Source organism: Thermocrispum municipale DSM 44069, assembly GCF_000427825.1.
GTDB classification, from domain to species: domain Bacteria; phylum Actinomycetota; class Actinomycetes; order Mycobacteriales; family Pseudonocardiaceae; genus Thermocrispum; species Thermocrispum municipale.
In genome coordinates, this window is the sequence record NZ_ATYT01000007.1 from 189691 (window position 1) to 216474 (window position 26784).

Annotated in this window: 26 protein-coding genes; 9 read left to right on the forward strand and 17 right to left on the reverse strand. The window is 68.3% G+C overall.

Annotated elements, in window-relative coordinates; translation table 11 throughout:
- Positions 1–2 precede the first annotated feature (2 nt).
- The 11 genes from YWM_RS0109310 to YWM_RS25655 form a co-directional block, all read right to left on the reverse strand.
- Complete coding sequence (locus YWM_RS0109310; RefSeq protein ID WP_052344714.1) at positions 3–443, reverse strand: MaoC family dehydratase; 441 nt, start codon at positions 441–443, stop codon at positions 3–5.
- Positions 440–874: a hypothetical protein gene (locus YWM_RS0109315; RefSeq protein ID WP_028850507.1), complete on the reverse strand. Its 435-nt coding sequence runs from the start codon at positions 872–874 to the stop codon at positions 440–442. Before YWM_RS0109315 ends, YWM_RS0109310 begins: the two co-directional genes overlap by 4 nt.
- Positions 867–2420, reverse strand: coding sequence for an AMP-binding protein (locus YWM_RS0109320; protein WP_028850508.1), 1554 nt, complete (start codon positions 2418–2420; stop codon positions 867–869). The genes YWM_RS0109315 and YWM_RS0109320 overlap by 8 nt, the downstream gene beginning before the upstream one ends.
- 36 nt (positions 2421–2456) lie before the next feature.
- Positions 2457–2861: a nuclear transport factor 2 family protein gene (locus YWM_RS0109325; protein ID WP_028850509.1), complete on the reverse strand. Its 405-nt coding sequence runs from the start codon at positions 2859–2861 to the stop codon at positions 2457–2459.
- Positions 2862–2966: 105 nt separating this feature from the next.
- Positions 2967–3818 (reverse strand): mycofactocin-coupled SDR family oxidoreductase, encoded by an 852-nt coding sequence (locus YWM_RS0109330; protein WP_043660297.1) that lies wholly within the window; start codon positions 3816–3818, stop codon positions 2967–2969.
- A gap of 2 nt (positions 3819–3820) precedes the next feature.
- Positions 3821–5587, reverse strand: a complete 1767-nt coding sequence (locus tag YWM_RS0109335) for a flavin-containing monooxygenase (RefSeq protein WP_211232468.1) — start codon at positions 5585–5587, stop codon at positions 3821–3823.
- Between the two features lie 376 nt (positions 5588–5963).
- A complete protein-coding gene (locus YWM_RS0109340) occupies positions 5964–6536 on the reverse strand; it encodes a nuclear transport factor 2 family protein (protein ID WP_028850512.1) in 573 nt (190 codons plus the stop codon).
- 31 nt (positions 6537–6567) lie between these two features.
- Positions 6568–7041 carry a nuclear transport factor 2 family protein gene (locus YWM_RS22855; RefSeq protein WP_052344716.1) on the reverse strand — a complete coding sequence of 158 codons (474 nt, stop codon included), beginning with the start codon at positions 7039–7041 and terminating at the stop codon, positions 6568–6570.
- Positions 7042–7051: 10 nt separating this feature from the next.
- Positions 7052–8212 (reverse strand): acyl-CoA dehydrogenase family protein, encoded by a 1161-nt coding sequence (locus YWM_RS0109350; RefSeq protein ID WP_028850513.1) that lies wholly within the window; start codon positions 8210–8212, stop codon positions 7052–7054.
- A gap of 61 nt (positions 8213–8273) precedes the next feature.
- Positions 8274–9428 (reverse strand): MFS transporter, encoded by a 1155-nt coding sequence (locus YWM_RS0109355; protein ID WP_028850514.1) that lies wholly within the window; start codon positions 9426–9428, stop codon positions 8274–8276.
- Positions 9429–9564: 136 nt separating this feature from the next.
- Positions 9565–9762: a ferredoxin gene (locus YWM_RS25655; protein ID WP_084612289.1), complete on the reverse strand. Its 198-nt coding sequence runs from the start codon at positions 9760–9762 to the stop codon at positions 9565–9567.
- A 155-nt stretch (positions 9763–9917) separates the two neighbouring features.
- On the opposite strand from YWM_RS25655, the gene YWM_RS0109365 reads away from it, so the two are divergent.
- The 4 genes from YWM_RS0109365 to YWM_RS0109380 all read left to right on the forward strand — a co-directional run bounded on the left by YWM_RS0109365 (position 9918) and on the right by YWM_RS0109380 (position 14158).
- Positions 9918–11192: a cytochrome P450 gene (locus tag YWM_RS0109365; RefSeq protein ID WP_028850515.1), complete on the forward strand. Its 1275-nt coding sequence runs from the start codon at positions 9918–9920 to the stop codon at positions 11190–11192.
- A complete protein-coding gene (locus YWM_RS22860) occupies positions 11189–12361 on the forward strand; it encodes an NAD(P)/FAD-dependent oxidoreductase (RefSeq protein ID WP_211232469.1) in 1173 nt (390 codons plus the stop codon). Before YWM_RS0109365 ends, YWM_RS22860 begins: the two co-directional genes overlap by 4 nt.
- A gap of 26 nt (positions 12362–12387) precedes the next feature.
- On the forward strand, positions 12388–13632 hold the full coding sequence (locus tag YWM_RS0109375; protein ID WP_156914718.1) for an MFS transporter: 1245 nt from the start codon (positions 12388–12390) through the stop codon (positions 13630–13632).
- A 61-nt stretch (positions 13633–13693) separates the two neighbouring features.
- The gene (locus YWM_RS0109380; protein WP_028850517.1) at positions 13694–14158 is read left to right on the forward strand and encodes a MaoC family dehydratase; all 465 of its coding nucleotides are present in this window, start codon (positions 13694–13696) and stop codon (positions 14156–14158) included.
- Positions 14159–14228: 70 nt separating this feature from the next.
- Here the strand turns inward: YWM_RS0109380 and YWM_RS0109385 are convergent, their stop codons facing one another.
- The 3 genes from YWM_RS0109385 to YWM_RS0109395 are packed head-to-tail and all read right to left on the reverse strand — an operon-like array spanning position 14229 to position 17694.
- The gene (locus YWM_RS0109385; protein ID WP_028850518.1) at positions 14229–15272 is read right to left on the reverse strand and encodes an LLM class flavin-dependent oxidoreductase; all 1044 of its coding nucleotides are present in this window, start codon (positions 15270–15272) and stop codon (positions 14229–14231) included.
- Positions 15273–15330: 58 nt separating this feature from the next.
- Positions 15331–16158, reverse strand: a complete 828-nt coding sequence (locus YWM_RS0109390; protein WP_028850519.1) for a mycofactocin-coupled SDR family oxidoreductase — start codon at positions 16156–16158, stop codon at positions 15331–15333.
- Positions 16159–16194: 36 nt separating this feature from the next.
- Complete coding sequence (locus tag YWM_RS0109395) at positions 16195–17694, reverse strand: aldehyde dehydrogenase family protein (RefSeq protein WP_028850520.1); 1500 nt, start codon at positions 17692–17694, stop codon at positions 16195–16197.
- A 197-nt stretch (positions 17695–17891) separates the two neighbouring features.
- Here YWM_RS0109395 and YWM_RS22865 point away from each other — a divergent pair, with 197 nt between their 5' ends.
- Genes YWM_RS22865 through fdxA form a run of 3 tightly spaced genes read left to right on the forward strand, consistent with a single transcriptional unit; the run spans position 17892 to position 21237 of the window.
- Positions 17892–19826: a 2-oxoacid:acceptor oxidoreductase subunit alpha gene (locus YWM_RS22865; protein WP_043660299.1), complete on the forward strand. Its 1935-nt coding sequence runs from the start codon at positions 17892–17894 to the stop codon at positions 19824–19826.
- Positions 19823–20917 carry a 2-oxoacid:ferredoxin oxidoreductase subunit beta gene (locus YWM_RS0109405; protein WP_028850521.1) on the forward strand — a complete coding sequence of 365 codons (1095 nt, stop codon included), beginning with the start codon at positions 19823–19825 and terminating at the stop codon, positions 20915–20917. The genes YWM_RS22865 and YWM_RS0109405 overlap by 4 nt, the downstream gene beginning before the upstream one ends.
- Positions 20914–21237 carry a ferredoxin gene (gene fdxA, locus YWM_RS0109410; RefSeq protein WP_028850522.1) on the forward strand — a complete coding sequence of 108 codons (324 nt, stop codon included), beginning with the start codon at positions 20914–20916 and terminating at the stop codon, positions 21235–21237. Before YWM_RS0109405 ends, fdxA begins: the two co-directional genes overlap by 4 nt.
- A gap of 3 nt (positions 21238–21240) precedes the next feature.
- On the opposite strand, the gene YWM_RS26610 is transcribed toward fdxA, so the two are convergent.
- Positions 21241–23418: an alpha/beta fold hydrolase gene (locus YWM_RS26610; RefSeq protein WP_211232470.1), complete on the reverse strand. Its 2178-nt coding sequence runs from the start codon at positions 23416–23418 to the stop codon at positions 21241–21243.
- A 73-nt stretch (positions 23419–23491) separates the two neighbouring features.
- Between YWM_RS26610 and YWM_RS22875 the strand changes: the two genes are divergently transcribed.
- Positions 23492–24211, forward strand: a complete 720-nt coding sequence (locus YWM_RS22875; protein ID WP_084612290.1) for a TetR/AcrR family transcriptional regulator — start codon at positions 23492–23494, stop codon at positions 24209–24211.
- A gap of 117 nt (positions 24212–24328) precedes the next feature.
- Here the strand turns inward: YWM_RS22875 and YWM_RS0109430 are convergent, their stop codons facing one another.
- A complete protein-coding gene (locus tag YWM_RS0109430; RefSeq protein WP_028850524.1) occupies positions 24329–25468 on the reverse strand; it encodes a macrolide family glycosyltransferase in 1140 nt (379 codons plus the stop codon).
- Between the two features lie 11 nt (positions 25469–25479).
- A complete protein-coding gene (locus YWM_RS0109435) occupies positions 25480–25962 on the reverse strand; it encodes a GNAT family N-acetyltransferase (RefSeq protein ID WP_028850525.1) in 483 nt (160 codons plus the stop codon).
- A 53-nt stretch (positions 25963–26015) separates the two neighbouring features.
- Between YWM_RS0109435 and YWM_RS0109440 the strand changes: the two genes are divergently transcribed.
- Positions 26016–26582 (forward strand): TetR/AcrR family transcriptional regulator, encoded by a 567-nt coding sequence (locus YWM_RS0109440; protein ID WP_028850526.1) that lies wholly within the window; start codon positions 26016–26018, stop codon positions 26580–26582.
- Positions 26583–26784 lie beyond the last annotated feature (202 nt).

A 26784-nucleotide genomic window follows, 5' to 3' on the forward strand; every position in this document is an offset into this window, starting at 1 on the left:
GCTCAGTGCTCCTCGATGATCACGTCGGCGGTGCCGGTGAGCACTTCCGCGCCGCCCAGCACCCGCAGGCTGATGTCACAAGTGGCTACTCGTCCGCGCTCGGTGTCGGTGATCGCGGTGACGACTCCCTGCGCACGCACCCGGTCGCCCGCGAGGACGTTGCCCCGGAAGCGGACCTGGAACGACAGCAGCCGGTCCCGGCCGCCCGCCCACCGGGCGAGCATCGTCTGCAGGTAGCCCATGTTCAGCGGGCCCTGGTTGACCGTGCGCTCCTGCATGCCGAGCGCGGCGAGCGAGCGGGGGTCGAAGTGGATCGGATTCGGGTCGGCGAGCAGGGCCGCCATCACCTTCATCTTCTCCGGGTCGACCGTCAGCTCCAGGGGCTCGATCTCCGTGCCGACCCGAACGTCCCGGGGCACCGCGCGTGCTTCCGCCGAGCTCATGCCGGCCTCCGTGGGAAGACGATCGAGTTGAAGCAGCGGGCCACGTGGTCCTCCCCGAGGTGCAGGTCGAGCTCGTAGCCGACGATGTCCATGGTTCCGGCCCGGCGGCCCACCTTGCGCTCCGCCGAGACCACCCGCCCGGAGACGCGGTAGGTCGCGCCCATTCGCAGCGGGCGGTACATCGTGGTGCGGTGCTCGCCGAACATCGGACCGTCGTCGGCGGTGGCGTCGAACCAGCCGAAGAACTCGTCCCACGTCATCCCCCACCCCGCGACGCCTGCCATCCAGGCGAGGACGGGGTGGGGCACCTCGTCGTACGGGTCGTCCAGCAGAGTGTCCGCGGTCAACCAGGCGCGCCACGGAGCGACGGTGTACTCGCCTCCCGGGAACTCGCGCCCGATGAGATGCGCGTAGCCGTCCGGCTCAGACATTCCGGTCGCGGTCCTCCCAGTACGGGGCTCGCAGTTCGCGCTTGAGGATCTTCCCGGTCGGCGCCTTCGGCAACTCCGCGACGAACTCCACCGAGCGTGGCTTCTGGTAGCTGGCCAGGTGCTTCTTGGCCTGGTCGATGATCTCCTGCTCGGTGGCCTGCTGGCCGGGCTTGAGCACCACGAAGCCCTTCACGCTCTCGCCCCACTCGTCGTCCGGCACGCCGATCACGGCGCATTCCAGCACCGCCGGGTGGGTGGCGATGGCCTCTTCGACCTGCACCGAGTAGATGTTCTCGCCGCCAGAGATGATCATGTCCTTGGCCCGGTCGACGATGAACACGTAGCTGTCCTCGTCCCATGTGGCCACGTCGCCGGTCCACATCCACCCGTCCCGCAGCGTCTTCGCGGTGAGGTCGGGGCGATTGAGATACCCGATCATGTTGGCCGGGCTCTTGACGATGATCTCGCCGGGTGTCTTGCCGTCCTTGGGCACGTCCCTACCCTCAGGGTCGACCACCCGGACGCTGGTGACGAAGCCCTCGCGACCGCACGAGCGCAGCCGCTCCGGGTGGATCCCGCGCACGGCGTCGAGATGATCCTCCTGCGACAGGAACGTCATCGTCGTGCCCTCGGTCTGCCCGTAGCCCTGGATCAGCGTGCACGGGAACGAATCCAGCGCTTGCCGCACGATGTGCGAAGGCATCGGGCCGCCGCCGTACTGGATGTTGCGCAGGCTGGACAGGTCGTAGCTGGCGAAGTCCGGTTCGGCCATCATCCAGTTCAGCATGGTCGTCACGCCGAGGAACGCGGAGACCTTCTCGCTCTCGATCAGCTCGAGCGCCAGCTTGGGGGCGAAGTTCATCAGCACGAGCGGGCAGCCGTGCTTGAGGTAGTTCATCGCCAGCACGATCGGGATGTGGTACATCTGCCCGGTCAGCATGTACACGTCCGTCGGCACGATCCGTTCCGCGACGGTCTGGTTCAGCATCCCGGCCGCGGCGCTGCGGTGGGTGTGCAGCGCACCTTTCGACTCACCCGTCGTGCCACCGGTGTAGAGCAGGAAGAACGGATCGTCCTCCGCCACGTGCGCGCTCTGCTCCGGTTCGTCGTCGGACGAGCGGGCGATCAGGTCGTCGAGGCTGCCGTCGGACCCCGGCCCGAACGACAGGGACGCGGTCAGGTCCACCTCCCGCTCGATCTCTTTGGCCACCGGCACGAACTCGTCCTGCGTGATCAGCACCTTGGGCGCGGCGTCGGTGACCACCTTGATCAGCTCCGGGGTGGCCAGCCGCCAGTTCAGCGGCTGGGTGACCAGGCCGACCCGGCCCGCGGCGAAATACAGTGCCTGGAACTCCACGCAGTTGCGGGAGAGCATCGCTACCTTGTCGCCTTTGGTGAGCCCGAGGTCGATGAGCCCGTTGGCCATGCGACGCACGAGTTCGTCCAGCTCGCGCCACGTGACGCGACGGTCGTTCGGGGCGTCGTAGATCGCCTGGCGAGCCGGCGTCAGACGGGCCCACTTGGCAGGAATGAGTCCTTGGTTCATCGCTGGTCTCCGGATTCTGCCGCGGCGTGCGCCTGGTCAGTAGGACTTGTCGAGCTCGAGGTGCAGCTTCCGCAGCTTGAGTTCGCCTTCCTCCTCGACGATCTCGTTGCGGTAGACCCCGGCCGACAGCAGCGAGATCTCGCCGTTCTCGGTCGCGAGGAGGGTGAGGTAGTGCGTGGTGCGGATGACGTCGGGATCGGAGTCGTCGACGATCAAGTTGCTGTTGTTGTGCCGACGTTGATCGGTCTGCTGCGACAGCGAGTCGCGCATCAGCTTCATGATCGCGTCGCGTCCTTCGAACGTCACCGGGTCGCCGCCGGCGACCACCAGGCTGAAGACCGCGTCCTTGGTGAACACCGACTCCATCATTTCCAGGTCGGGCAGGTCGTAGGCCAGGGAGTAACGGTTGAGCAGGTTCTCGATGGCGGCGCGGTCGGGCATGATGTCTCCTCACAGCCACAACGGGGATAATGCTGAGAACTATACATATGGTTTTGGTCACCGAGCAAGGCAAGATTTAACCGAATTGTCCGGTTCTTGCCCAGTTCACTGGATCGACGCGCCCCCGTCCACCGGGATCTGGCCGCCGGAGACGTAGTAGGACTCCGGCCCGGCGAGCCAGGCCACGGCGTTCGAGACGTGCTCGGGCTCGATCCACGCCTTGCCCATCGGGTTCAGGCCGGCGAAGGCCGCTTCGGCGTCCTCGGCCTTCGGCTCCTCCAGGTCCGGACGGAACAGCCGGTAGGTGCGGGTGTTCTTCACCATCGGGGTGTCGATCGAGTTGGGGTGGATGGTGTTCACCCGGATGCCGTGCGGGCCCAGCTCGTTGGCGAGCACCTTCATCAGGCCGACGATCGCGTGTTTCGTGGTGGTGTACGCGGCCACGTTGGCCAGCCCCTTGAATCCGGCCAGCGAAGCGATGATGATCACCGAGCCGCCGGCCCCGGCGGCCAGCAGGTGCGGGGCCGCGGCCTTGTAGGTGTGCCACACGCCTGTCACGTTGACGTCCATCAGCTCCCGCCAGGCGTCCTCGCTGACCTCGTGAGTGGCTTCCCCGAACGTGAAGATGCCCGCGTTGGCCACCACGATGTCCAACCTGCCGAACTTGTCGACACCCGCATTGACCGCGTCGGTCAAGGCGTCGATGTCCCGCACGTCGGCCTGGGCGGCGTGGATCCGGCCGCCGGCTTCCTCCACCAAGCGCACCGTCTCGGCCAGATCCTCCGGTGTCGCCAGGTCGTAGAAACCGTCCAGGCTGCCGATGTGCGCGCAGATGTCCACGGCGATGATCGCCGCGCCGTCCCGGGCGAGCCGCAGTGCGTGACTACGGCCTTGCGCACGGGCCGCCCCGGTGATCAATGCAACCTTCCCTGCCAGCGGTGCCGCCGGTGCGCTCATGGTCACTCCCCGCCTTTCGAAGTCGTCCGGGGCTCGAGCAGCCCCACCTCGTGCGCCTTGATCTGCAGCGCCAAGAACTTGCCGTAGAAGCGGGCCATCGCGAGGTTCCCGCCCATGAACCACAGGCCGTCCTGTCCCGAACGGCGCCAGACGCCTTGCAGCTCGCCCTCGTCGTCCAGTCCCCACACAGGCCCGCACCGGTCCGCGATCTCGTCACCGAGCAAGCGGCGGGCGGTCTCGACCATGCCCCGGTAGCCGGTGGCGAAGACGACGACATCGGCGTCCAGCGTGCTGCCGTCGGACAGCTCCAGCCCGGTCGGCGTGAACCGGGCGGGCTCGACCCCGGAGCGCAAGCCGATCTTTTCTTCCGCGATCAGCTCCGAGCAGCCCACGTTGATGTAGTAGCCACCGCCTCGCTGCAAGAACAGCTGCAGCGCGCCGGTGCCGTTGATCCCGGACGACAGCAAGAAGCCCGCTTTCTCCAAGCCGGCCAGCAGCTCTTTGTCGTGCTCGGCCATCGCGGCCGTCGTGGCCTGGTGCATCTCCGGGGCGCACTTGAACGGGAACGAGGCGCTGAGCAGGTCGGCGACATCGGTGGGCGGACCGGACCCGTCGTACATGCCGGTCATCGCGATGGCGGAACCGGCGAGGCTGACCACGTAGGTGGGCGAGCGCTGGATCATGGTCACCTGGGCGCCCTTCTCGTACAGCTCCTGGGCGAGGTCGTGCCCGCTGTTGCAGCTGCCGATGACGACCGCCTTCTGCCCCGCGAAATCGACCCCACGCGGGAAATCCCGCGAGTGGCAGGCCAGCCCGCGGAAATCGTCTATCCCCGGCACGTCGGGCATGTTCGGCTCGGTTCCGCTGACTCCGGTGGCCAGGACCAGGTGGCGCGGGCGGACGGTGCGAAGGCTGCCGTCGGCACGCCGCACCGTGACGGCCCAACCGTCTCCGTCCCGCTTTGTCTCGGCGAGCTCGGATCCGGTCCAGACATTGAGTTCCATCGCGTGCGCGTAGAACTCCAGCCAGTCGGCGAGTTTGTCCTTGGGGGTGTAGACCGGCCAGTTCGGCGGGAACGGCAGGTAAGGCAGATGGTCGTACCACACCGGGTCGTGCAGGACGAGCGAGTCGTAGCGGTTACGCCACCCGTCACCGATGCGCTCGTTGCGGTCCACCACCAGGGTCGGCACACCGAGGCGGCCAAGCCGCGCCGCGAGGCCAAGGCCCGAATGGCCCGCCCCGACGATCAGCACCGCGGGCTCGCCGTCAGCGAACTCGCGTTGCCGCTCCCTGACCTCGGGCCAAGTGCGCCCCGGCCCCTCGAGACTGTTGAACGGGCGCCGCGCACCGACGAGCTCTTCGTGCCCGATCAGCTCGTCCATCGCGGTGAGCAGCGTCCACGCCCGCCACACCCCGTCGCGCTCCACGAGCCGCAGGACGCCGCGGCCCCGGGCGACCGCGGTGCGCAGCTCGAAGACGGCTTGCACCCACGGTTCGGCACCCGCCTCGACGAGCACCGGGCGGTCGGTCAGGGAGAAGGAAACAGAACCGGCACTGGACGCTCCGGCGATCCGGGCGGCGAGCGCGTCGTGCCCATGCGCGGTACGCAGATCCCAGGTGAACGCGAGCAGGTCGCGCCACCACGCGTCCGGATGGAACAGCTCGGCCGTCGCGTCGGCAGCACCGTCACCAAGGGCGCTCTGCAACCGGTCGAGCCACGTCTTCGCTGCGGCGTCCAGGTCCGGCAGGACCTTTTCGTCGATCGTCACCACCGGCCCCAATCCTGATATCGGTAATCATGATTATGGTCGGCAGTGAAGCAGATCACGACCGGCGCTGCAAGACTCCGTTTGGACGCTCAGCCAGCCGCGACGCCACAGCAACGGCCGCTGACCAGCGGGGTCGCGATGATCAGCACGGACGCACGCCAGCCGGCACGATCAGCCCCAGCACACGCCGTTGGGCGCACTCAACCACGGTGCACACCCGGTCGCCATGATCCGAGCCGATGCACACCGGTCACCAGCCCAGAAGCACGCCCACCAGACACGGTCAACCCCCGCGCACGCCGATCGACACGGTCAACCCCAGGCCCACCCCAGGCCAGGAACGCTCAGCGCCCACACACGCCCGTCGTCGGCACGATCAACCCCGGCGCTCGCCTGCATAGAAGGCCCGGAGCCAATCGAGGTCATGTCCGTGCAGGACCGAGGGCCAATCGGCCGGCCGCGGATCCCCGTAGAGGAGGCTCCGGTTCTCCGTCTTCAATGCCTCGGCATACGCCGCGACGGGCAGGTAGTACATGTAGCTCATGACCCGCTCGGCGATCCGCCAGCCGCGGCCGGTCCGCCGGTAAACGTCGTGGTAGCGCAGCGCTACCACCATCGTTTCCCCATTGCGAACCAACTCGGCGTGACCACTGACCAGCCCCCAGGCGACGTCGGGGTCGTGGTCGTCGAAGCGCGGGATCACCGAGTGGACGAAGTGGTGCGTGGCCCCGAGGGCGTCGAACCTGGCCTGGTAGGTGCGCGTGATCTCCTCCAGCCCATTGGCGTTGAACACGCCGTCGGCCGAGCCCAGGTGCGCGTCCTCGGTGAACAAGCTGTCCAGGCCGTCCAGGTCGCGCTCGTCCATCACGAACCCGTACAGGTGCGCGAGATCCCCAATGGCCAGCCGGTCCTCGATCCGGCGCAGTCTCCGCTCGAAGTCCTCGCTCATCGGCGTCCGTCCTCTCCGTGTTCGGGTGGCGTCATCGAGGCAGCGGGCCGAACGAGGTGACGTCGGCGGGCAGCAGCGCGTCCGGGGGCACCACGGCGATCCCGCCGACGGAGATCCGTTTCGCCGCGAAGCGCCACCGGCCATCGACCCGCACGATGTCGTTGCGGTAACGGCCCCACACCTGGCGAGCCTCTCCGGTGCGATGCGTGGTGATCACCCAGAAGCACGCGTCCACCTGGTAGCGGCCACCTTCGAGCGGCGAGACCCGCAGGTTGGTGAGCATGTGCTGAGCGAGCTCGACGTCGGATGCCGCGAAGTCGCGATAGAGATCGAGAAAAGCCTCCCGGCCCTTCCGATTGCCCTGGACCCTGACCAACTCGACATCGTCGGTGACCAGGGCAGCGAGACCGTCCACATCCTTGGCGTCGACCAGCGCCTGATAGCGATGCATCAGGTCGGCCGCGGCGGAGTCGACTTCGAGCCGGTGCAGCAGCTCCTCGTTCATGGCGGCGGCCTCAGTAGCTTCGCGGCAGGCCGAGCACGTGCTCGGCGATGTAGTTGAGCACCATCTCCTGGCTGATCGGAGCGATGCGGTTCAGCCGCGCTTCGCGGAAGTAGCGCTCGACGTGATACTCGCGGGCGTAGCCGTAACCGCCGTGCACGTTGATGGCCACGTCGGCCGCATGAAAACCGGCTTCGCTGGCCAGGAACTTGGCCTCATTGGCCTCGCGGCCGCACGGGATGTCGTTGTCGATCATCCACGCGGCCTTGTCACAGATCGCGGTCGCGGCGTCCAGCCGGATCCGGGCCTCGGCGAGCTGACCGGAAATCAGCTGGTTCTTGCCGATCGGACGGCCGAAGACGACCCGCTCGTTGGCATAGTTCACCGCCCTGCGCAGCGCCGCTTCGCCCAGGCCGAGCGCGGCGTTGGCGGAGATGACCCGCTCGGCGTTCAGGCCGCCCAGGATCACCTTGAACCCCTCGCCCACTTCGCCGATGACGTCCTCGTCGGCGACGAACAGGTCGTCGATGAACAGCTCGTTGGTGTCCACCGCGTGCCTGCCCAGCTTGGGGATCTCGCGGATGGTGACGTGCTCGGGGTCCAACGTGGCGAACATCAGGGTGAGACCGCGATGCGCCTTACCCTCCCGCGGCGAAGTACGGACCAGCAGGAACATCCGCTCCGCCTCTTGCGCTTTGGTGATCCACACCTTCTTGCCCGAGACCAGCCAGCCGCCGTCGACCTTGCGGGCCTGGGTGGTGAGGTTCAGCGTGTCCGTACCGGCGTCCGGCTCGGTCACGGCGAACGAGACATGCAGGTCGCCCGCCGCGGCGCGCGGCAGGAAGCGCTTCTTGAGGTCTTCACTGCCGTGCCGGATCAGCGGTTCGAACCCGAAGATGCCGATGTGCACCGCGGAGCATCCGGCCATGCCCGCCCCGGAAGCGGAGATCTCCCGCTCGACGATCGCGGCTTCGCTGACGCCCAGCCCTCCCCCGCCGTACTCTTCGGGAATGGTCAGGCCGAGCCAGCCGGCGTCCGCCACCGCCCGGTAGAACTCCCACGGGAATTCGTGCTTCTCGTCCTTCTCCATCCAGTAGTCGTCACCGAAGCGAGCGCACATGGCTCGCACGGCCTCCCGGATGGACTCGTGGGTCTCGTCCACACCGAAGTCCATGGGCGTCTCCTGCTCTCGCGGCAAATTCTCTTATCACTATTATCACTAAGAGGTCGGCGAGTCACCCCTCAGCGAGACTCCGCGCGAACCGCACCAAGGCCATCGCGGCCACGGTGGCCACCGCCATCGCCGCCCACGCCCAGCCGCGACCACCGGCGTCGGAGAGGACACCGAACACGCTCGGCCCCACCGCCGAGCCGAGGCCGCTGCCCAGCTGGATCGTGCCGCTGGCCGACCCCGGAGCCGAAACGCTGCGCACCACCGTGATGAGCAGCAGGGCGGGCCAAGTCCAAGCGGCGACCAGCGCGAGCACCACGCCCACCACCACCATCACTCGCCAGAACACCCCGGCACCGTCCGCAGCATCCAGGCCGACAACCCCAGCAGCCACGAGGGTCAGCGTGACGCTCGCAAGCAGCATCATCACGAGCAGCGGCTTCACGTCAGCGGCGGGCCGCGCGTCGAGATAACGCCCACCGGCCACCCGGATCAGGACGGCAAGCAAACTTCCGCCAGACACCACACCCGCCGCCACGACCGGCGAAAGCCCGGCGGAAACCAAGGTGAGTACCGCGAATCCAGTAATGGTCGCAACGGAGAAGGTGCCCAGCCCGGAAGCGATGACCAGCGGCGCCAGCGCCCGGCGCTCCGCCCGGCGAGCAGCCGGGGCCGGCCGGTCACGAGGCACCCCGTTCGAACCAGGGCGATACGAGCGGATGCCGATCAGCAGCAGCACGGCCATCGGCAGCGCTCCGACGATCGCCATGGTCGCGCGCCAGTCAAGCAGGTGAGCCAGCCCGGGGAGGGTCGCACCGGCGGCCGCCATCAGCAGCGGCGGGGCCGTTTGCTTCATGCCGAGCATCGACGCATGACGCGCGGGCGGAACGAGCGCCATGACGAGGAGATTGCTGGTCGGCGAGCAGAGGCCGTACCCGATCCCGCTGACGGCAACCACCAGCAACAGTGCGGGCCAGGAATCGACGAACAGCGCGCACGCCGCGAGACAGGCCGCCACCACGACCGAGCCCAGCCGCGCGCCGATCGGCCACCCCGCCCGGTCGATCCACCGCCCGGCCACCGGCGCGGCCAGAGCGGTCACCGCCCAGAACCCGGAAACGACCAGGCCGAGGTCGGCATCGGTCATGGTCAGCTCGGCCGTGATGTCGACGGCCAGCACACCAAGGCACGTGGGGAGCGCGATCGCGGTGGCCAGCACCAGGAAAGCGAGCGATCCCGCCTTCCACCCACGGGACTCGCGAGCCGGACGCGGGGCCGAGCGGGGAACTGAGGAGCCTCCCGGGCAACGGGCCCGGGAGGCCTCGGGAGTCATGTCGACAAAACGACCGACGCCGTCAGTCCTCGATGCGCAGCGCGATCTCCGGGCACGACTCGACGCCGAGCGCGGCCTTGTCCTCGAGGTCTTCGGGAATGTCGCCCTCGTACTTGACGATGACCTGGCCCTCGTCCTCGGTGACGTCGTAGACCTCCGGCGCCGACATCCGGCACAGGCCGTGCCCCTGGCATTTGTCGAGGTCGGCGATAACTCTCATCAATGACCCTCCTGACTCGTCACACCACGGTGCCGGTCTCTCGCCCCGGGAGCAACGTCTCGCCGTCACTCTTTCTTGACTCCGGGCTGCGTATAACCATTATCATGGTAGTTCCCGTCCTAGGGAACCCCTTGGCCTCGAGAAGGATGGATTCGATGTCCGACCAGCAGCGTTGTCCCGTAATCCACTTCGACCACCACTCGGCCGAGCATGCCAAGGACTACGTGACCATCTACCGTAAGCTCCGCGAGGAGGCCCCGGTCGCCTGGACCGAGTCCCATGGCGGCTACTGGGTTCTCTCCAGTTATCAGGCGGTGTTCGAGGCGTCCCGTGACGACGACACGTTCTCGTCCGGGCGGCACGACGAATACGGCGGCCCTGGCCTGTCGGTGACCATTCCCAAGGCGCCGACCGCGTTCCACATCCCGATCGAGCTCGACCCGCCGGAGTTCCGGCCCTACCGCAAAGCGGTCAACCAGGTCACGTCCCCCGCCGCGGTGGAGAAGCTCGACGAGACCATCAAGCACTACGTCACGGGGTTCATCGACACGATCATCGAGAAGGGTGAGGCGGACCTGGCCGTGGTGGCCGGGGTGCCCGCCGCGGTGACGATCGACTGGCTGGGCCTGGACCCCGCGCAGTACCAGCAGTACGTCGACGCGATGCACACGCTGGTCTCGGCGGCCCCGGGTTCGCCCGAGTACCAGCACGCCGCCGAAGTAGCGGTCCCGTGGGTGAGCAAGACGGTCCGCGAGCACATCGCCTACCGACGCCTGCACCCCGCCGACGACGCCACCACGCACTTCATCAACGCCGAGGTCAACGGTCGCAAGATGACCGACGACGAGATCTACTCGATCCTCGAGCTGGTCATCTCGGGCGGCGTCGGCACCACGGCATCGCTGGTGACGCAGTCGCTGGTGTGGCTGTACCAGAACCCCGACGAGCGGCAGCGCTTGATCGACGACCCGTCGATGGTCGACATCGCGGTCGAGGAGTTCCTGCGCGTCTTCTCCCCCACCCAGGCACTGGCCCGTACCGTCATGAAGGACACCGAGTTCCACGGCTGCCCGCTGCGCAAGGGTGACCGTGCCCTGCTGTCCTGGGCGTCGGCGAACCGGGACGCCACACAGTTCGACAACCCCGACAAGGTCGACATCACCCGGTGGCCGAACCGGCATGTCGCGTTCGGTCTCGGTATCCACCGCTGCGCCGGTTCCCACCTGGGCAAGGCGATGGCGCGCGAGATGATCCGCCAGGTGCTGGCCCGCATGGGCGACTACGTCGTCGACATGGACAACGTGGTGACCTATCCCGACCAGGGCACCAACGCGGGGTACCACAGCATCCCGGTGACGTTCACGCCCGGCGAGCGGCTGCTCGGCGACACGCCGCTGTTCCCCGACCACTACACCAGGTCCGGCAAGTGACGGCCGGCGCAAGCGGCTCGACGGTGCTCGATCTCGAACGAGGGCACGTCGTGGTGGTTGGCGGCGGGCTGGCCACCGCCCGGTTCTGCGCCGTCCTGCGCCGCAAGAAGTTCACCGGCCGCATCACCGTGCTCAGCGCCGAGAACGTCCCGCCGTATGACCGACCACCGCTGTCCAAGGCGGTGCTGACCGGCGAGCGCGACGACTCCCCGCTGCCGTTCAACGCGGAGAGGCTGGAGGTCGACCTGCGCCTGGGCACCCGTGCGCTCGGATTGGACCCCGCTGCGCGCACGGTCCGAACCGACTCAGGCGACGTGCGGTACGACGCTCTGGTGATCGCGACCGGCGCCACTCCGGTGCGGTTGCCTGGCGCGGGACCGCAGCGAACTCTGCGCACCCTGGACGACGCGCTGGCGCTACGGAAGGAGCTGCTGCCCGGTGCCCGCGTGGTGATCGTCGGCGCCAGCTGGATCGGCGCCGAAGTGGCCACCGCCGCGAAGGCAGCAGGCAGCGACGTGACCTGTCTCGAGCTCGGCGCACAGCCGCTGTGTGGAGCGCTCGGGGAGAAGGTCGGCGCAGCCACCCGTCCGTGGTGGGAGGGCATCGACCTGCGCACGTCCACCGCGGTGAAGTCCGTGGAGGCCGACGGCGTGCACCTGGCCGACGGCACCGTCCTGGCGGCGGATGTCGTGGTGTCCGGCATCGGCGTGCGACCCGCTGTGGAGTGGCTCGCTGACTCGGGCATCGCCACTGACCGCGGGATCCTGACCGACACTCGGTGCCGCACCAACGTCCCCGGCGTGGTCGCGATCGGCGACGTAGCGCAGCGTTGGACCGCCCACACCGGTTCGCACCGGTTGGTGGAGCACTGGGACGAGGCGAGCACGGCCGCGACCGCCGCCGTGGCGAGCCTGCTCGACTGGGAGCAGGGGCCCGAACACGACCCAGTCCCCTATTTCTGGTCCGACCAGTTCGGGCGCAAGCTGCAGTACGTCGGCGTCCACGCACCCGGCGACGAGCTGACCGTCGAGACGGCGGACGACGGCACCCTGCGGAGGGCGATCTGGAGCCGGGACGGAGCCCTCACCGCCTGGCTCGGCGTCGACCTCAGCAAAGACTTGGTGAAAGCCCGCACCGCGGTGGGCGGGCCCGTGTCCGCGTTGGCGTGAGCGCCGTGGGCGGGCCGGACCACGGCATGACGACCGAGCCCGCTGTCGCCGACACCACAGCCGAGCCCGTTCGACCGCGACCACGCGCTTTGTCCACCTGGCTGGCGCTGACCCTGGTCATCGCCACCGGCGTGAACCTGCGCGCGATCTTCGGGGTGACGCCGCCACTGGTGCCGGTGATCAGCGACGAACTCTCGCTCAGCGCCACCGCGGCGAGCCTGCTGACCTCGGTGCCGATCCTCGCCATGGCGATCTGCGCTCCCCTCGGGCACGCGCTCACGTCACGGCTCGGGACGGATCGCGCGATGATCGTGCTGCTTGCTTTCCTCGGCATCGCCGAGCTGTCCCGGCTGATGATGGATGCCGCGGTTCCGCTGATCGTCTCCGCCGGGCTCATCGGCGGGTCGCTGGGCGCGATCTCCACGCTCGTCCCGGCTTTCATCGCGCACTACTTGCCCCGGCTGCGCGGCCTGGCCACCGGCGTCTACTCCACCTCGATGGCGCTTGGTGTCGGACTGGCCGCCGGGACCGCGCAGCCAGTGACCGACCATCTCGGTGGCTGGCGGGTCGCGCTGGGGCTGTGGGGGGTGGCGGCCTTCGCCCTGGTGCTCGCGCTGGGCGCGGTGCGGGCCTCGGGCAGGGGGATGCCGCGCGCGGCCGGCGGGCACCACCGGGTCTCGCTCCCCCTTCGGGAAAAGCGCGCCTGGTTCGTCTCCGCCGTCTACTGCGTACCGATGTTCCTCGGGTTCGGCGTGATCGCCTGGCTGCCCAGCCACTTCATCGAGAACGGCATCTCACCCGGCCGCGCGGCCTTCTACCTCGTGCTGTTCCAGAGCATCCAGCTGGTGTCGATGCTGACGCTCACTCCGCTCACCGACCGCATCCCCGGTCGCCGCGGTGTCTTCGCCACGGTGATGGTCACCGCCACGCTCGGGCTGCTGCTGCTCAGCATGGAGCCCCACGGCCTGGCCGTGCCCGGCGCACTACTGGCCGGCTTCGGCATCGGCGGCGCGAGCAGTCTGGCCCTGGTGAAGGTGCAGGACGAGGCGACTTCACCGCAGGACGCGACCCGGCTCAGCGCGATGTCCATGCTGTTGTCGTTCACCGCGGGGGCGGTGGGGCCGTTCCTGATGGGCGCACTGGCCGACCTGACCGGCACGCTCACGTGGAGCTTCTGGCTGTGCTTCGTGGTCAGCGCAGGCGGGATGCTGCTGCTCATCGGCATGCACCCGGCCGGCCACCGGGTGCCGTCGTCCCCTTCCACTTCCTAGAATTAATGTTCATGATTGTCCTAGACTTGGCCTGTCTTCGACAGGTACGAGAGGAGCACCCATGCCCGGCATGTGGTTCGAAGAGTTCGAGGAGGGCCAGGAGTTCAAGCACCCCTGGCGCCGCACCGTCACGGAGATGGACAACATCCTGTTCACGTCGCTGACGATGAACCCTGCGCCGATCCACCTCGACGCCGAGTACATGGCGACCCAGCCACACGGCCAACGGCTGGTGAACAGCTTGTTCACCGCGGGCCTGATCGGCGGCATGATCGTCTACGACCTGACCATGGGCACGACGCTGGGCAACCTCGGCTACACCAAGTTCGACTTCCCCAATCCGGTCTTCCACGGCGACACGTTGCGCGCCGAGACCACCATCCTGGGCAAGCGCGAGTCGAAGAGCCGCACCGACTCCGGCATCGTCTACTTCGAGCACCGTGGCTACAACCAGCGCGACGAGCTCGTGCACATCGCACACCGAGCGGGACTGATGCTCAAACGCCCCGCCGACGCCGAGTCCTGACACGGCGAGGGGCCGCCGGGTCTCGGCGGCCCCTCGCTGATTGCCTGACCACGACGGGAAGCGAGGCCGGTCAGGCAGGCTGCTTCTGCGCCAGCTCGTCGAAGCCGATGCTCTCCAGGTCCTTCAGCGGTTCGACCACCTCGCGGCCGACCTGTTCGAGGTAAGCCGCAGTCTGCTCGGCGTCCATCCCCGGCCAGTGCGGGCGGACCAGCAGCGGCCCGATCGGCAGCCGGCTGGCGATGTCCCTGATCTGTTCGCGGACCTGCTCGCCGTTGCCCAGCAGAACGTGCTCCTTGACGTTCTCCAAAAAGTCCCGCTCGACTCGCTCCTTGTCGAGCAGCTGCATGCCTTGGCCCGCGTACGAGACGTACTTGACCCGGGCCACCTCGGCGAACTTGTGCAGCGCGTCCTCGGGGTCGGCGCCGAGCTGCAGCTCGCGACGGAGCGGGAACTTGGTCAGCGGCAGGTTGTACTTCGCTCGCTCGTCGAGGTACGCGCCGACCAGGTCCTCGACCTGCTCGATGGTCTGCTGCGGGGTGATCGTCCAGACGTCGCCGTGCCGGGCCGCCCGCCGCACTCCCGTCTCCTTCATCGCACCCAGCCAGATCGGCGGACGTGGCTTCTGGATCGGATGCAGATGGGTCGGCCGGTCGTCGATGTGGAAGAACGTGCCGTGGTGGGTGACGCGGTCGGAAGTCCAGACCTTCGTCATTACTTCGATGAGCTCTTCCAGCAGCGAGTAGCGCCGCTTGAACGGCTTGTCGAACACCTCGTACTCGTGCGCGAGGTAACCGGTGCCGATGCCGACCACGAGCTTGCCCCGGGTCACCACGTCCAGGGTGGCCAGATCCTCGGCGAGCTGGACCGGATGATGCAGCGGCCCGATCAGCACCGTGGTGCCGAGCTTCACGCCGTCGTCGAGCTCGGCCGCCAGCCGCGCCAGCAACGGCACCGGCTGGAACCAGCGGAACCCGTCGTAGAGATAGTGCTGGCCGATGGTCAGGTAGGTGAAGCCCGCCTTCTGCGCGGCCTCCACCTTGCGGAGCATCAGATCGAGGTGCTCCTCCGGCGGCGTGGCGACCGGCTGGTCCCCCATCAGGATGCCGAATTCCATTGTCGTCTCTTTCCGGCCGGACCACCCGCGCCGGGCGGAGCGGCCTGATCTCGCGGCCTCAGACCAGCAGCGTTCCCATGTCCACCGCGAGCGTCTGCCCGGTCACGAACCGCGCCTCGTCGGAGCACAGCCAGGTCACCGCGTTGGTGATCTCCTCGGGCTCGACGGGCCCGTGGTCCATGACGTTGGCCATCCAGCCGCCGGGGGCGTCGTCGGAGAGATCGGCGCCGAAGAACTCGTTGTCGATCATCTTCGTGCGCACCCCCGCCGGGATGACGGTGTTGACCCGGACGCCGTGCTTGCCCAGCACCATCGCGAAGTTGCGCATCAGCGCGAGAATGCCGTGCTTGGCCGCGCCGTAGCCCATCTGGCCGGGGTTGAGCATCTCCGTCTTGTAGGCGACGCCGCGGAAGCTGGACGTCGATCCGGTGATGCAGATGGCGCCGCCGCGACCGCGCTCGATCAGCCCCGGGGTGACCGCGCGCAGCAGGTAGTAGACGCCGTTGAGCATCGTGGCGACCGAGTCGTGCCATGCCTGGATGTCGTGCTTGCGCTCGCCGTAGCTGGCCATGATCCCGGCGTTGGCGAGCACGATGTCGATACCGCCGAAGCGTTCCTCGGTCGCGGCGACCGCAGCCTCGACGGCCGCCTGATCCCGGACGTCGCATTGGATCGCCAGCACCTCGGCGCCGAGCTCTTTGAGCTCCTGCTCGGTCTTGGCCAGATCTTCGGGCGTGGACATCGGGTAGACGACGGTGTCGATCTGGTCGGCGATGTCGAGGATCGCGACGTTTGCGCCCTCTTTGGCCAGGCGTAGCGCGTGCGACCGGCCCTGCCCCCTGGCGCCGCCGGTGATGATGGCCGTCTTGCCCTCGAAACGTCGCATGGCTTCTCCCACTTGTGCTGGTGCTCCTCGCGTGGCTCAGGTCCCGGGTGGACGGGTGATGCCGGCAAGGGCGTACTGGATGTGCTTGACCTCGAAGAACTCGGCGAAACCGTCCTCGCCCAGCTCGCGGCCGACGCCGCTGCGGCCGGGACCGCCCCACGGGGCGTCGGGACGCATACCCGACCCGCCGTTGACGGTGACCGTGCCCGCACGAATCCGGCGGGCGACCGCGATCGCCTCGTCGAGCGGGCCGAAGACGTTGCCCGCCAGGCCGTAGCGCGTGTTGTTGGCGAGCTCGACCGCGTGGTCGACGTCGCGGTAGCCGAAGATCATCCCGATCGGCGCGAAGAATTCGGTGTCCGCCAGCGGGTCGTCCGGGTCGACATCGCGCAGCAACCCAGGCCGCAGGTAGTGCCCGGTGGTCAGTCCCTCCGGCCGGCCACCGCCCGCGCCCCAGCGAGCGCCACGGCCGAGCAGCTCGTCGACCCAGCCCTCGACCTTGGCGCGGTGCGCCGCGGAGATGACCGGTCCCACGATCGTGTCTTCTTCGAGCGGGTCACCCACTTTGACGGTCTTGATGAACTCATCGGCCAGCTGGCAGAACTCGTCGACCTTGTCCTCCGGAACGAGGATCCGGCTCCACGCCGCGCATCCCTGCCCGGCGTTGCGGGCGAACCGCAGGATCGAGGCGCCGACCGTTGCCTGCAGGTCCGCGCTGGGCAGGATGATGTTGGGGCTCTTGCCGCCGAGCTCGAGCACGGCCTTGCTGACCGAGCCGAGCGCGCCTTGGGACATCACCTGGGCGCCGACCGCGTCGGAGCCGGTGAACGACACCATGTCGACATCCGGGTGACTGGTCAGATGGATGCCGATCTCCGGGCCGCCCACCACCAGGTTCACCACGCCCGGCGGCAAGCCGACCTCGTCGAGCAGTTCGAAGATCCGCAGCGTGGTCCACGCGCCTTGCGGAGACGGCAGGACCACGGTGGTGCACCCGGCCGCGATGGCACCGCCGAGCTTCCACACCAGCAAGTTCAGTGGGTAGTTGTAGGCGGGCAAACAGGCGACGACGCCGACCGGTTCGTAGTGCAGCAGGCTACCCGAGGCCACCGGGTTGTCGTAATGCGGAAGCGCCTGCTCGTAGCCGCCACGCGGACCCTTGATCGCCATGCCGGCGTACCAGCGCAGCACCTCGATGGGCCCGCCGACCTGCATCGCGCGGCTCGCGGCCACAGGCGTGCCGACCTCCGAGGCGATCAACCGCGACAGCGGCTCCCGCTCACGCTCGAGGATGTCGGCGAAGCGGTTGAGGGCATCGGCCCTCATCTGCGGCGTCCACGAGCGCCATTCCGACGACTCCGCGAAAGCCTTGCCGGCCGCGGCGACGGCCTGGTCGACCTGCTCGGTCGAGCTGGTCACCGTCTCGCCAAGCACCTGCTCGCTCGAAGGGCTCACGGACACGTACGACTCGCCGGAAGCACCGTCGACCCATGCTCCGTCGATGTAGGTGCTCGCAGCCCGCTTCTCCACTGCCATAGTGCGGATTCCTCGCCTTCTCGCGCTGCCCGGGGGAGCACGCTGTGCGCCACCCCTGACCATAGCAATGATGTTCATAGTTGAGAAGGTTCTTGCGGCGCCCCTCAGCTTGACGATCTCGCAACCTTTCGTAGGATTGATTATCACTAATAGCACCGTAGGGGTGCCGGGGACTTCCCACCAAGCATCGGAGCGCCATGACCCTCACTCCCGAGAAGCCGATCAAGCAGGTCGAGCGCGTGATCATCCGGTTCGCCGGGGACTCCGGGGACGGCATGCAACTCACCGGGGACCGGTTCACGCAGCAGACCGCGATCTTCGGCAACGACCTCGCGACGTTCCCCAGCTTCCCGGCCGAGATCCGCTCGCCGCAGGGGACGATCCCCGGGGTGTCGTCGTTTCAGGTGCATTTCGCCAGCCGCGACATCCTCACCCCCGGCGACCACCCGGACGTGCTGGTCGCGATGAACCCGGCCGCCCTCAAGGCGAATGTGTCCGACCTGCGCGCGGGCGCGGTGATCATCGCGGACACCCACGAGTTCACCGCCCGCAACCTGACCAAGGCCGGCTATGACCACAACCCCCTCGAGGACGACTCGCTGGCCGACTTCCAGGTGCACCCGGTCGACCTTACGGGGATGACGATCGAGGCGGTCAAGGATTTCAGCCTCACTCGCAAAGAGGCCACCAGGTCGAAGAACATGTTCGCGCTCGGCCTGGTGTCGTGGCTGTACGGCAGGCCGGTCGAGCCGACGATCGACCACCTCACCAGGAAGTTCGCGGGCAAGCCGAATGTGCGCGACGCCAACATCGCGGCGTTCAAGGCGGGGGTCAACTTCGGCGAGACGGCCGAGGTGTTCGCGGTCTCCTACGAAGTGAAGCCGGCTCCGGTGCCCAAGGGCCGCTACCGGAACATCACCGGCAACCTGGCCCTGTCCTACGGCATCGTCGCCGCCGGCCGGCTGGCGGATCTGCCGGTGTTCCTCGGCGCCTACCCGATCACGCCCGCGTCGGACATCCTCCACGAGCTGAGCAAGCACAAGGACTTCGGCGTCACGACATTCCAGGCCGAGGACGAGATCGCCGCGATCGGTGCGGCCCTCGGTGCGTCGTACGCGGGACACCTCGGTATCACCAGCACCTCGGGTCCGGGGATGTCGCTGAAGTCCGAGGCGGTGGGTCTCGCGGTGATGCTCGAGCTGCCGCTCGTGGTCGTCGACGTGCAGCGCGGCGGGCCGTCGACCGGGTTGCCGACCAAGACCGAGCAGGCCGATCTGCTTCAGGCGATGTTCGGCCGGAACGGGGAAGCGCCGCTGCCGGTGATCGCACCGCAGTCCCCCGCCGACTGCTTCGACGCCGCCCTCGAGGCGGTGCGGATCGCCGTCACGTTCCGCACCCCGGTCGTGCTGCTCTCCGACGGCTACCTGGCCAATGGCTCCGAGCCGTGGCGGCTACCCGACGTCACGTCGCTCCCGCGCATCGAGCCGGGCTTCGCCACCGGGCCGAACCACAAGCTGGACGACGGGGACGAGGATTTCTTGCCGTACTTACGCGACGCCGAAACCCTGGCGAGACCGTGGGCGCCGCCCGGTAAGGCGGGCCTGGAGCACCGGATCGGCGGCCTGGAGAAGAGCGACGGCACCGGCAACATCTCTTACGACCCCGCCAACCACGAGCACATGGTCCGCGTCCGCCAGGCGAAGGTGGACCGCGTGGCCGAGACCGTGCCCGACCTTCAGGTCGACGACCCGTCCGGGCGCGCCCGGCTGCTGGTGATCGGCTGGGGCTCGACGTACGGCCCGATCGGTGCCGGGGTCCGCCGGGTGCGCCAGCGCGGATTCGACGTCGCCCAGGTGCACCTGCGGCACCTCAACCCGTTCCCGCGGAACCTGGGTGAGATCCTCGCCCGCTACGACAAGGTCGTCGTGCCCGAGATGAACCTCGGACAGCTCGCGTTGCTGTTGCGCGCGAAGTACCTCATCGACGCCGAGTCGCGCACGAACGTTCGCGGCACACCGTTCGGCGCCGAGGAGATGGAGGGCATCCTGCTGGCTGCGCTCACCGACCTCGGCATCGCCGATGCGTCCGACAACCCGATCGACGCCCGCGTCGCCGAGGAGGCACTGCGATGACCACCCCGATCGACCTGGGGCTGCCGACGCCGGGCACGGCCGGTGTCCCCACCCTTGCCGAGGGCCAGCAGCTGACCGGTAAGGACTTCACCAGCGACCAGGAGGTCCGCTGGTGTCCCGGTTGCGGCGACTATGCCGTGCTCAAGGCCGTACAGGGCTTCCTGCCCCAGCTCGGACTACGCCGGGAGAACATCGTCTTCGTCAGCGGCATCGGGTGTTCCAGCCGGTTCCCGTACTACCTCGACACGTACGGGATGCACTCCATCCACGGCCGCGCGCCCGCCATCGCCACCGGCATCGCCACGGCACGCGAAGACCTGTCCGTGTGGGTCGTCACCGGTGACGGTGACGCGTTGTCGATCGGGGGCAACCACCTGATCCACGCGCTGCGGCGCAACGTCAACATGACGATCCTGCTGTTCAACAACCGTATCTACGGGCTCACCAAGGGCCAGTACTCCCCCACCTCGGAGGCAGGCAAGGTCACCAAGTCCACGCCGATGGGTTCGGTGGACCAGCCGCTGAATCCGGTCTCGCTCGCGCTGGGCGCAGAGGCGACGTTCGTCGCTCGCACCATCGACTCCGACCGCAAGCACCTCACCAGCGTGCTGTCCGCCGCCGCGGCCCACCGGGGCACCGCGCTGGTGGAGATCTACCAGAACTGTCCGATCTTCAATGACGGAGCGTTCGACGCGATCAAAGACAGGGACCGCAAGGCGGACGCGATCATCCCGCTGGAGCACGGCGAGCAGATCCGGTTCGGCCCGCCGGGCGAGGACGGGCGCGGCAGCAAGGCGTTGGTCCGCGACGAGGTGACCGGCGGGGTACGGGCCGCTTTCGCCGCCGATGTGCCGGACGAGGCGATCCTCGTCCACGACGCGCACAACCCCGACCCGTCGACGGCGTTCGCCATCAGCCGGCTCACCGACACCGGCTATCTCAATCAGTCGCCCATCGGGATCTTCCGCCAGGTGGTCCGCCCGACCTACGACGACCAGGTGCGGGAGCAGGCCGGCCCGCGGCGAGGGCTGGACGACCTGCAGGCCCTGATCGACGGCGGCGACGTGTGGACCGTGGAGGAAGACCGATGACCTACGTGATCGCGCAGCCCTGCGTGGATCTCAAGGACCGCACCTGCGTCGACGAGTGCCCGGTGGACTGCATCTACGAGGGCGAACGGATGCTCTACATCCAGCCTGACGAGTGCGTCGACTGCGGTGCTTGCGAGCCGGTCTGCCCTGCGGAGGCGATCTTCTTCGAAGACGACGTGCCCGACGAGTGGGCGGACTACACCCAGGCGAATGCGGACTTCTTCGCCAAGCTGGGCTCGCCGGGCGGCGCGGGGAAGGTCGGCAAGGTGGCCGACGACCCGCAGTGGATCAAGGACCTGCCGCCACAGGAGCACGACTGACCGCTAGCGGGCCCCCACCTCGGCGGCGAATTGGACCAGCCTGTCCCGCACCAGATCCGGACGCTCGTCGACGATGAAGTGGCCGCAGTCGGCGACCCGCTCGAGCGTGTAGTCGTCCGCACGGGCAGTCTCCGCGGCCGCGAGCGACGGATGGATCGCCGGGTCGTCGACCCCGAACAGCGCACGGATCGGGACCTTCGCCCGTCGGCGCTCCGGACGCCGGGCCAATGCCGGGAACTCCTTCAGCACGAAGGTCCGGTAGGTGTCCCGCGCCGCTCTGGCCGTCACCGGCTGCCGGTAGGAGTCTGCGAAGATCCGCGCTTCGCCGGCGGGGACCCCGGCCTTCACCAGCATCCGGTGGACCACATCGGTGTGGCGGTGCAGCGGCACACCGGCCAGGCCGACCACCGGCTGGTAGGCGAACCGCCAGAGGTGTGGCAACACCGCGGTCGGCCGCTGCCACGGGTGGGCGATGTTCAGCGCGAGCAAACCCGCCACGCGTTGCGGTGCGCGTAACGCGAGCAGGTAACCGATCCACCCGCCCCAGTCGTGTCCGACGACCACAGCCCGGCCGATACCGAGCTCGTCGAGCAGCGCCAGCACATCGCGGGCGACATCGTCCTTCGACCAGCGGTGCGGGGCCGGACCGGACCAGCCGTACCCGGGCAGGTCAGGCGCGATGATGCGCATACCGTCGGGAGGGTCAGTGAGCAGGTCGCGGTAGACGTAGTGATGCTGCGGCCAACCGTGCAGCGCGATCACCGGCGTGCCGGATCCCGCTTCGGTGACGTGGAAACGCACTCCCCTGGCCACCACCGAGCGGCGATGCACTCCCGGGATCTTTGGGACCGACGGCTTCGTGCGACGGGTCCCCGAGCGGCGAAGAAGGCGCGCACCAACCGTGGGCGAGAGCAGCGAAGCCGGCTTCTTCGCCAACGTGAACACCTCCAGGAAGCGATCGCTGAGCACGGCGTCGCCGGCTACCGCGCCGAAGAACGCCGGACCGAGCCGCCCCACCGCCCGGATGGGCAGCGGCACGCCCTCGGCCCGCGGACCAATGATGGAGCTGTCCGCCACGGCCGCAAAGTTCCACGTCGCCTTGATCGGTTTCGCGGCGGCTCGGAAGAACCGGTGTGCCAGGTCGTGCGTTCCCTCACGCAGTGTGGCGGCAAGCGCGGATGCCTGCATGGCGGCGACCGTCATGCCCTGGCCGTAGGTCGGGTTCAGACTGCACACGCTGTCGCCGAGCACGACCAGGCCTTCCGGGAACTCGCGCATCTTGTCGTAGCGCCGCCACCGGCTCGCGGGGAACGTCCTCGCCTCCGGGTCGGTCAGCGGCTTGGCGGAACGCAGCGCATCGAGGACGTGCGGTGGCGCGAAGTCCGCGATGAACTCGAGCATGCCGTCCAGCTCCGCAGGCGGCTTGACGCCTCCCACGCCGAAGATCGACACGTCCCACATGTCGTCCTCGTGCCGGAACAGTGCCATGCCCTTCGGCCGCGTGGGCGTCGCGCTGATCAACACCATCTTCTCGGTCAGCGCGCACGGGTCGATCCACATCTGCAGACTCGAGTAGGCGCCCCTGACCTTGATGGTCGTCTCTTCCGGCCGCGGATAACCCGACTCCTCCAGCCAGGCCGGCGTGCGGGACCCACGACCGAGAGCGTCGACGACGAGGTCGGCTTCGAGCTCCTGCGGTCCTTCGTCCGTGGTGAGCCGCACGCTGGTGACCCGGCCGGCGACGAACCGTAGGCCGTTGACCACACAGCGGTCGTTGATCGTCACATTGGGCAGACGGCGCAGATGCTCGCGTGTGCACAGCTCGAGCATCGGACGACTGGGTACGTAGAACTCCAGGCGAGGCCCCGGCGCCACGCCCTTGAAGTGGTGTCCGAGCGGTTCGAAATGAATCTCGTCCGGGTCGTCACGAGCAACCGGGACGCCACGCGCGACGAGATCTTCCAGCAGTCCGGGAAAGAACCGGCCGAGAATTTGCCCGCCACGTGGCAACAGCGTGTGGCCGTGTCCGCCTTGCGGCACGCCCCGTCGCGGGCGAGCTTCGTCCACCAGCTCGTCGCGGTCCAGCACGGTCACGGCCGCGTAGTGGTCGGCGAGCACGCGGGCGGCGAGCAACCCGCCCATCCCGGCGCCGAGGACGATCGCGTGGTTCCGGCCTGTCATGTCGGGCCTCCTAGCCGCACATAACTTTGTTACACCACGCCTGTATAACATAGTTACGCTAGGGTTGGCCACGATGACGACGAAGGAACGGCTGATCGAGGCGGGCCTGCGGATGCTCGAGGCGGAGGGCCCCGAGGCGCTGAACGCCCGCAAGCTCGCCGCGGCCATCGGCGCCTCCACCATGACCGTGTACACCCACTTCGGCGGCATGGCGGGCCTGTACGACGCGCTGATCCGGCGGGCGTTCCTGCAGTTCGGCGACGCGTTGGCCGAGGTGAAGCCGTCGGACGACCCGGTGGCCGACGTCTTCGTGCTCGGGCTGACCTACCGCGAGTTCGCGCTGGCCAGCCCGCAGCGCTTCCGCTTCATGTTCGGCGTGACCGCGCCGGGAAGCGGGGCCGCGGTGGCGCAGGACCTGACGAACGAAGGCTCGCCGAGCGGCATGCCGGAGATGTCGGCGACGTTCGATCACCTGGTCGAGGCGGTGCGGCGCGCGCTGGAGGCCGGCCGGATCCGCGGCGACGACCCGGTGCCGATCGCCGGTCAGTTCTGGAGCATGATTCACGGATTCGTGTTGCTGGAGATGACCGGGTTCTTCGGCACGCGCGGAGAAGGCGTCCCCGCGGTCCTCGCGCCGTTGGCGTCCAACGTGTTGCTCGGGCTCGGCGACGACCCGGCAAAGTTGGAGAAGTCGGCGCAGAAGGGGTACGACTGGCTGGCGTCGCGCGAGCAGACTCCGACTATCCAGCCCACGATGAGCGTGCGCCGCGGCCGCCGTCCGCGGCGGGAGTGACTTGAGCGATCGAATGAGCGCACCGCGTCATGCATGGTGAGGCCGGCTCACCGGCCGCGGACGGGCTGCACCGGTGGCGGCTTACGCGCCGCCGAGGCGTTTCACCACCAGAGCCGCTCATCCGCCGCAAAGACGCTCCACGGCGTCGGCCGCGCGCTTCGCGCCACCGGCGCGTCGGACCTCGTCGCGTAGCTCGGCGACGCGGTCGGCCTTGCCCAGTGCGGTCACGACGGCTGCACGGAGACTGTCCGCGGTCAACGGCTCCTCCGGTTTCGTCCCGGCACCGATCTCGACCAGAGTGGATGCGTTCAAGAACTGGTCGACCGCCTGCGGCAGGACGACGGTGGGCACACCGAACCACAGCGACTCCCCCGCACTGGCCATGCCCGCGTGTGTGATGAACACCGACGCGTGCTCGAGGACGTCCAGCTGCGGTTGGGTGCGCGCCGCCGTGACGCCGCCGGGCAGCGGGCCGAGCGATTCCGGGTCGACCTTCCCGGTGGCCAGCACCACCCGGTAGTCGCCCGACAATCCCTCGATGCATGCCTGATAGATGTCCGGCCGCTCGGTGTAGCTGGTGCCCAGCGCCAGATAGACCAGCGGCCGGTCGTCCCCCGGTTCCGGCTGCCAGCCCGTGCGCCGTGCCGGGTCCGGGCACGGGCCCGCGAACACGTAGCGGTCGGCCACCTTGTCGCGATTCGGTTGCAGGACCCTGGGGATGAGCACGACGCACGAATCGGGCTTGCCGAGGAAGTCGTCGGGGTCGATGGTCATGCCGCTGTCGGCCAGCCACGACCGCAACGTGGCGTAGTAGCGCTGCCCCGTTGGCGAGGCCTTCAGCTGCCGGGTGTGCTCGGCAAGCTCCTCCTCCATGCCCTCCCACGCGACGTATGCCGTCGACAGCTGCACGGCAGGCACTCCCCAGTGGTGGGCAGCAACCCGGCCGGCATGGCCACCGATGTCGTAGAGCACCGCATCCGGCCGGTCGATGCCCTGCAGCATGGGCTCCAGGGCGGCCACCGCGTCGTCCAGGAAGATCTGCATCGCGGCGCCGGTGTCCTCCGGCCAGTGTTCGTCGGCGTCCGGCATGATCGAGTCGAGTCCGAGAACTTCGGCGCCGGTCGCCGCTACCAGATCGCGCAGCCGCTCCCCCACGACGTAGGTCACCCGGTGGCCGCGTGCGACGAGTTCGGCGATGACCGGGAGTCCCGGATAGACGTGGCTCGGCGCGGTCACACCTGCCATGACGAGATGCATGGGGTTCCTTCTCACAGGTCGAGGGCCCAGTCCTGACCGACAAGATCATGCCCGAACATGTGTCCCGCTTCCTCCCCGACCAGCTGAAAGCCGCGCGACTGGTAGATCTTGCGCGCTGATGTCAACACCGAGACCGTCCACAGCTTCATGCGGCGGTAACCGACCTCCCGGGCGAACTCGATGCAGGTGTCGACGAGTCGGCCGCCGATTCCCCGACCGCGCGCAGCCGGATCGACGATCAGCAACCGCAGCTTCGCCGTTCCTTCTTCCTCGGCAGCGACACACGCGATGGAACCCACGCGTCGGCCGTCGACCTCCGCGATCCACGCCGCCTCTCGTTCCGGGTCGTAACTGTTGGCGAAGTCGGCGACGATCCGGGCCACCAGCCCCTCGTAGGAGATGTCCCAGCCGTACTCCTTGGCGTAGAGCTCGCCATTCGCCAGAACGATCCAGCCGAGGTCGCCCGGTTCGCCCAGCCGGCGGATCCTGTCCATATCACTACACTCCGTTACTGAAACGACTGTTTCACTTGTGCCATGCTAAACCCATGACCGATGCGACAGCCACCGATTTCGTCGACGGATCTCCGCGCAAGGCCGAGCTGCTCGAGCGCGCGTATCGGTACGCGCTGGAGCATGGTGTCGCGAACCTGTCGCTGCGCCCGTTGGCTTCCGCGATCGGGTCGAGCCCGCGCGTCCTGCTGTATCTGTTCGGCAGCAAGGACGGTCTCGTGCGAGCGCTGCTGGCCAGGGCGCGAGCGGAAGAGCTGGCACTACTCGAAGAATTGCGCAGCAACCCAGGATCGGATCTGAAGGACGTCGTCGCGCGGATCTGGGAGTGGCTGGCGGCAGAGGAACGGCGCGGACTGCTGTCGCTGTGGGTCGAGGGTTACGCGCACTCGCTGATCGACCCGGACGGCCCGTGGGCGGGCTTCGCCAAGGCCACGGTCGACGACTGGCTCGCGCTGCTCGCCGAGCACCAGCACGACACCGATCAGGCCTTGGCGCAGCGCACGGAAGCCCTCGCGCTCCTGCGCGGAGCCTTGCTCGATCTACTGGCGACCGGCGACCGCGAGCGCACCACCGCGACCATCCGGGCGTGGATGGCCCAGTAGCCGCTCGCGTCAGCCACCAGACAAGCCTCGGACCGTTCGCTTGAGCGCTCGACGGCGACGGTGGCTCGAGGCGCAGGGCGAGCCGATCGGCAATGACCCACGACCGTGGCGACCTGCATTCACCGAACCCACCTCGAGCAGGGGAGATCCCCGGGCGCGCAGCCCGCTCACACCCCGAAGGCTCGATTCGGTCTTCCATTTG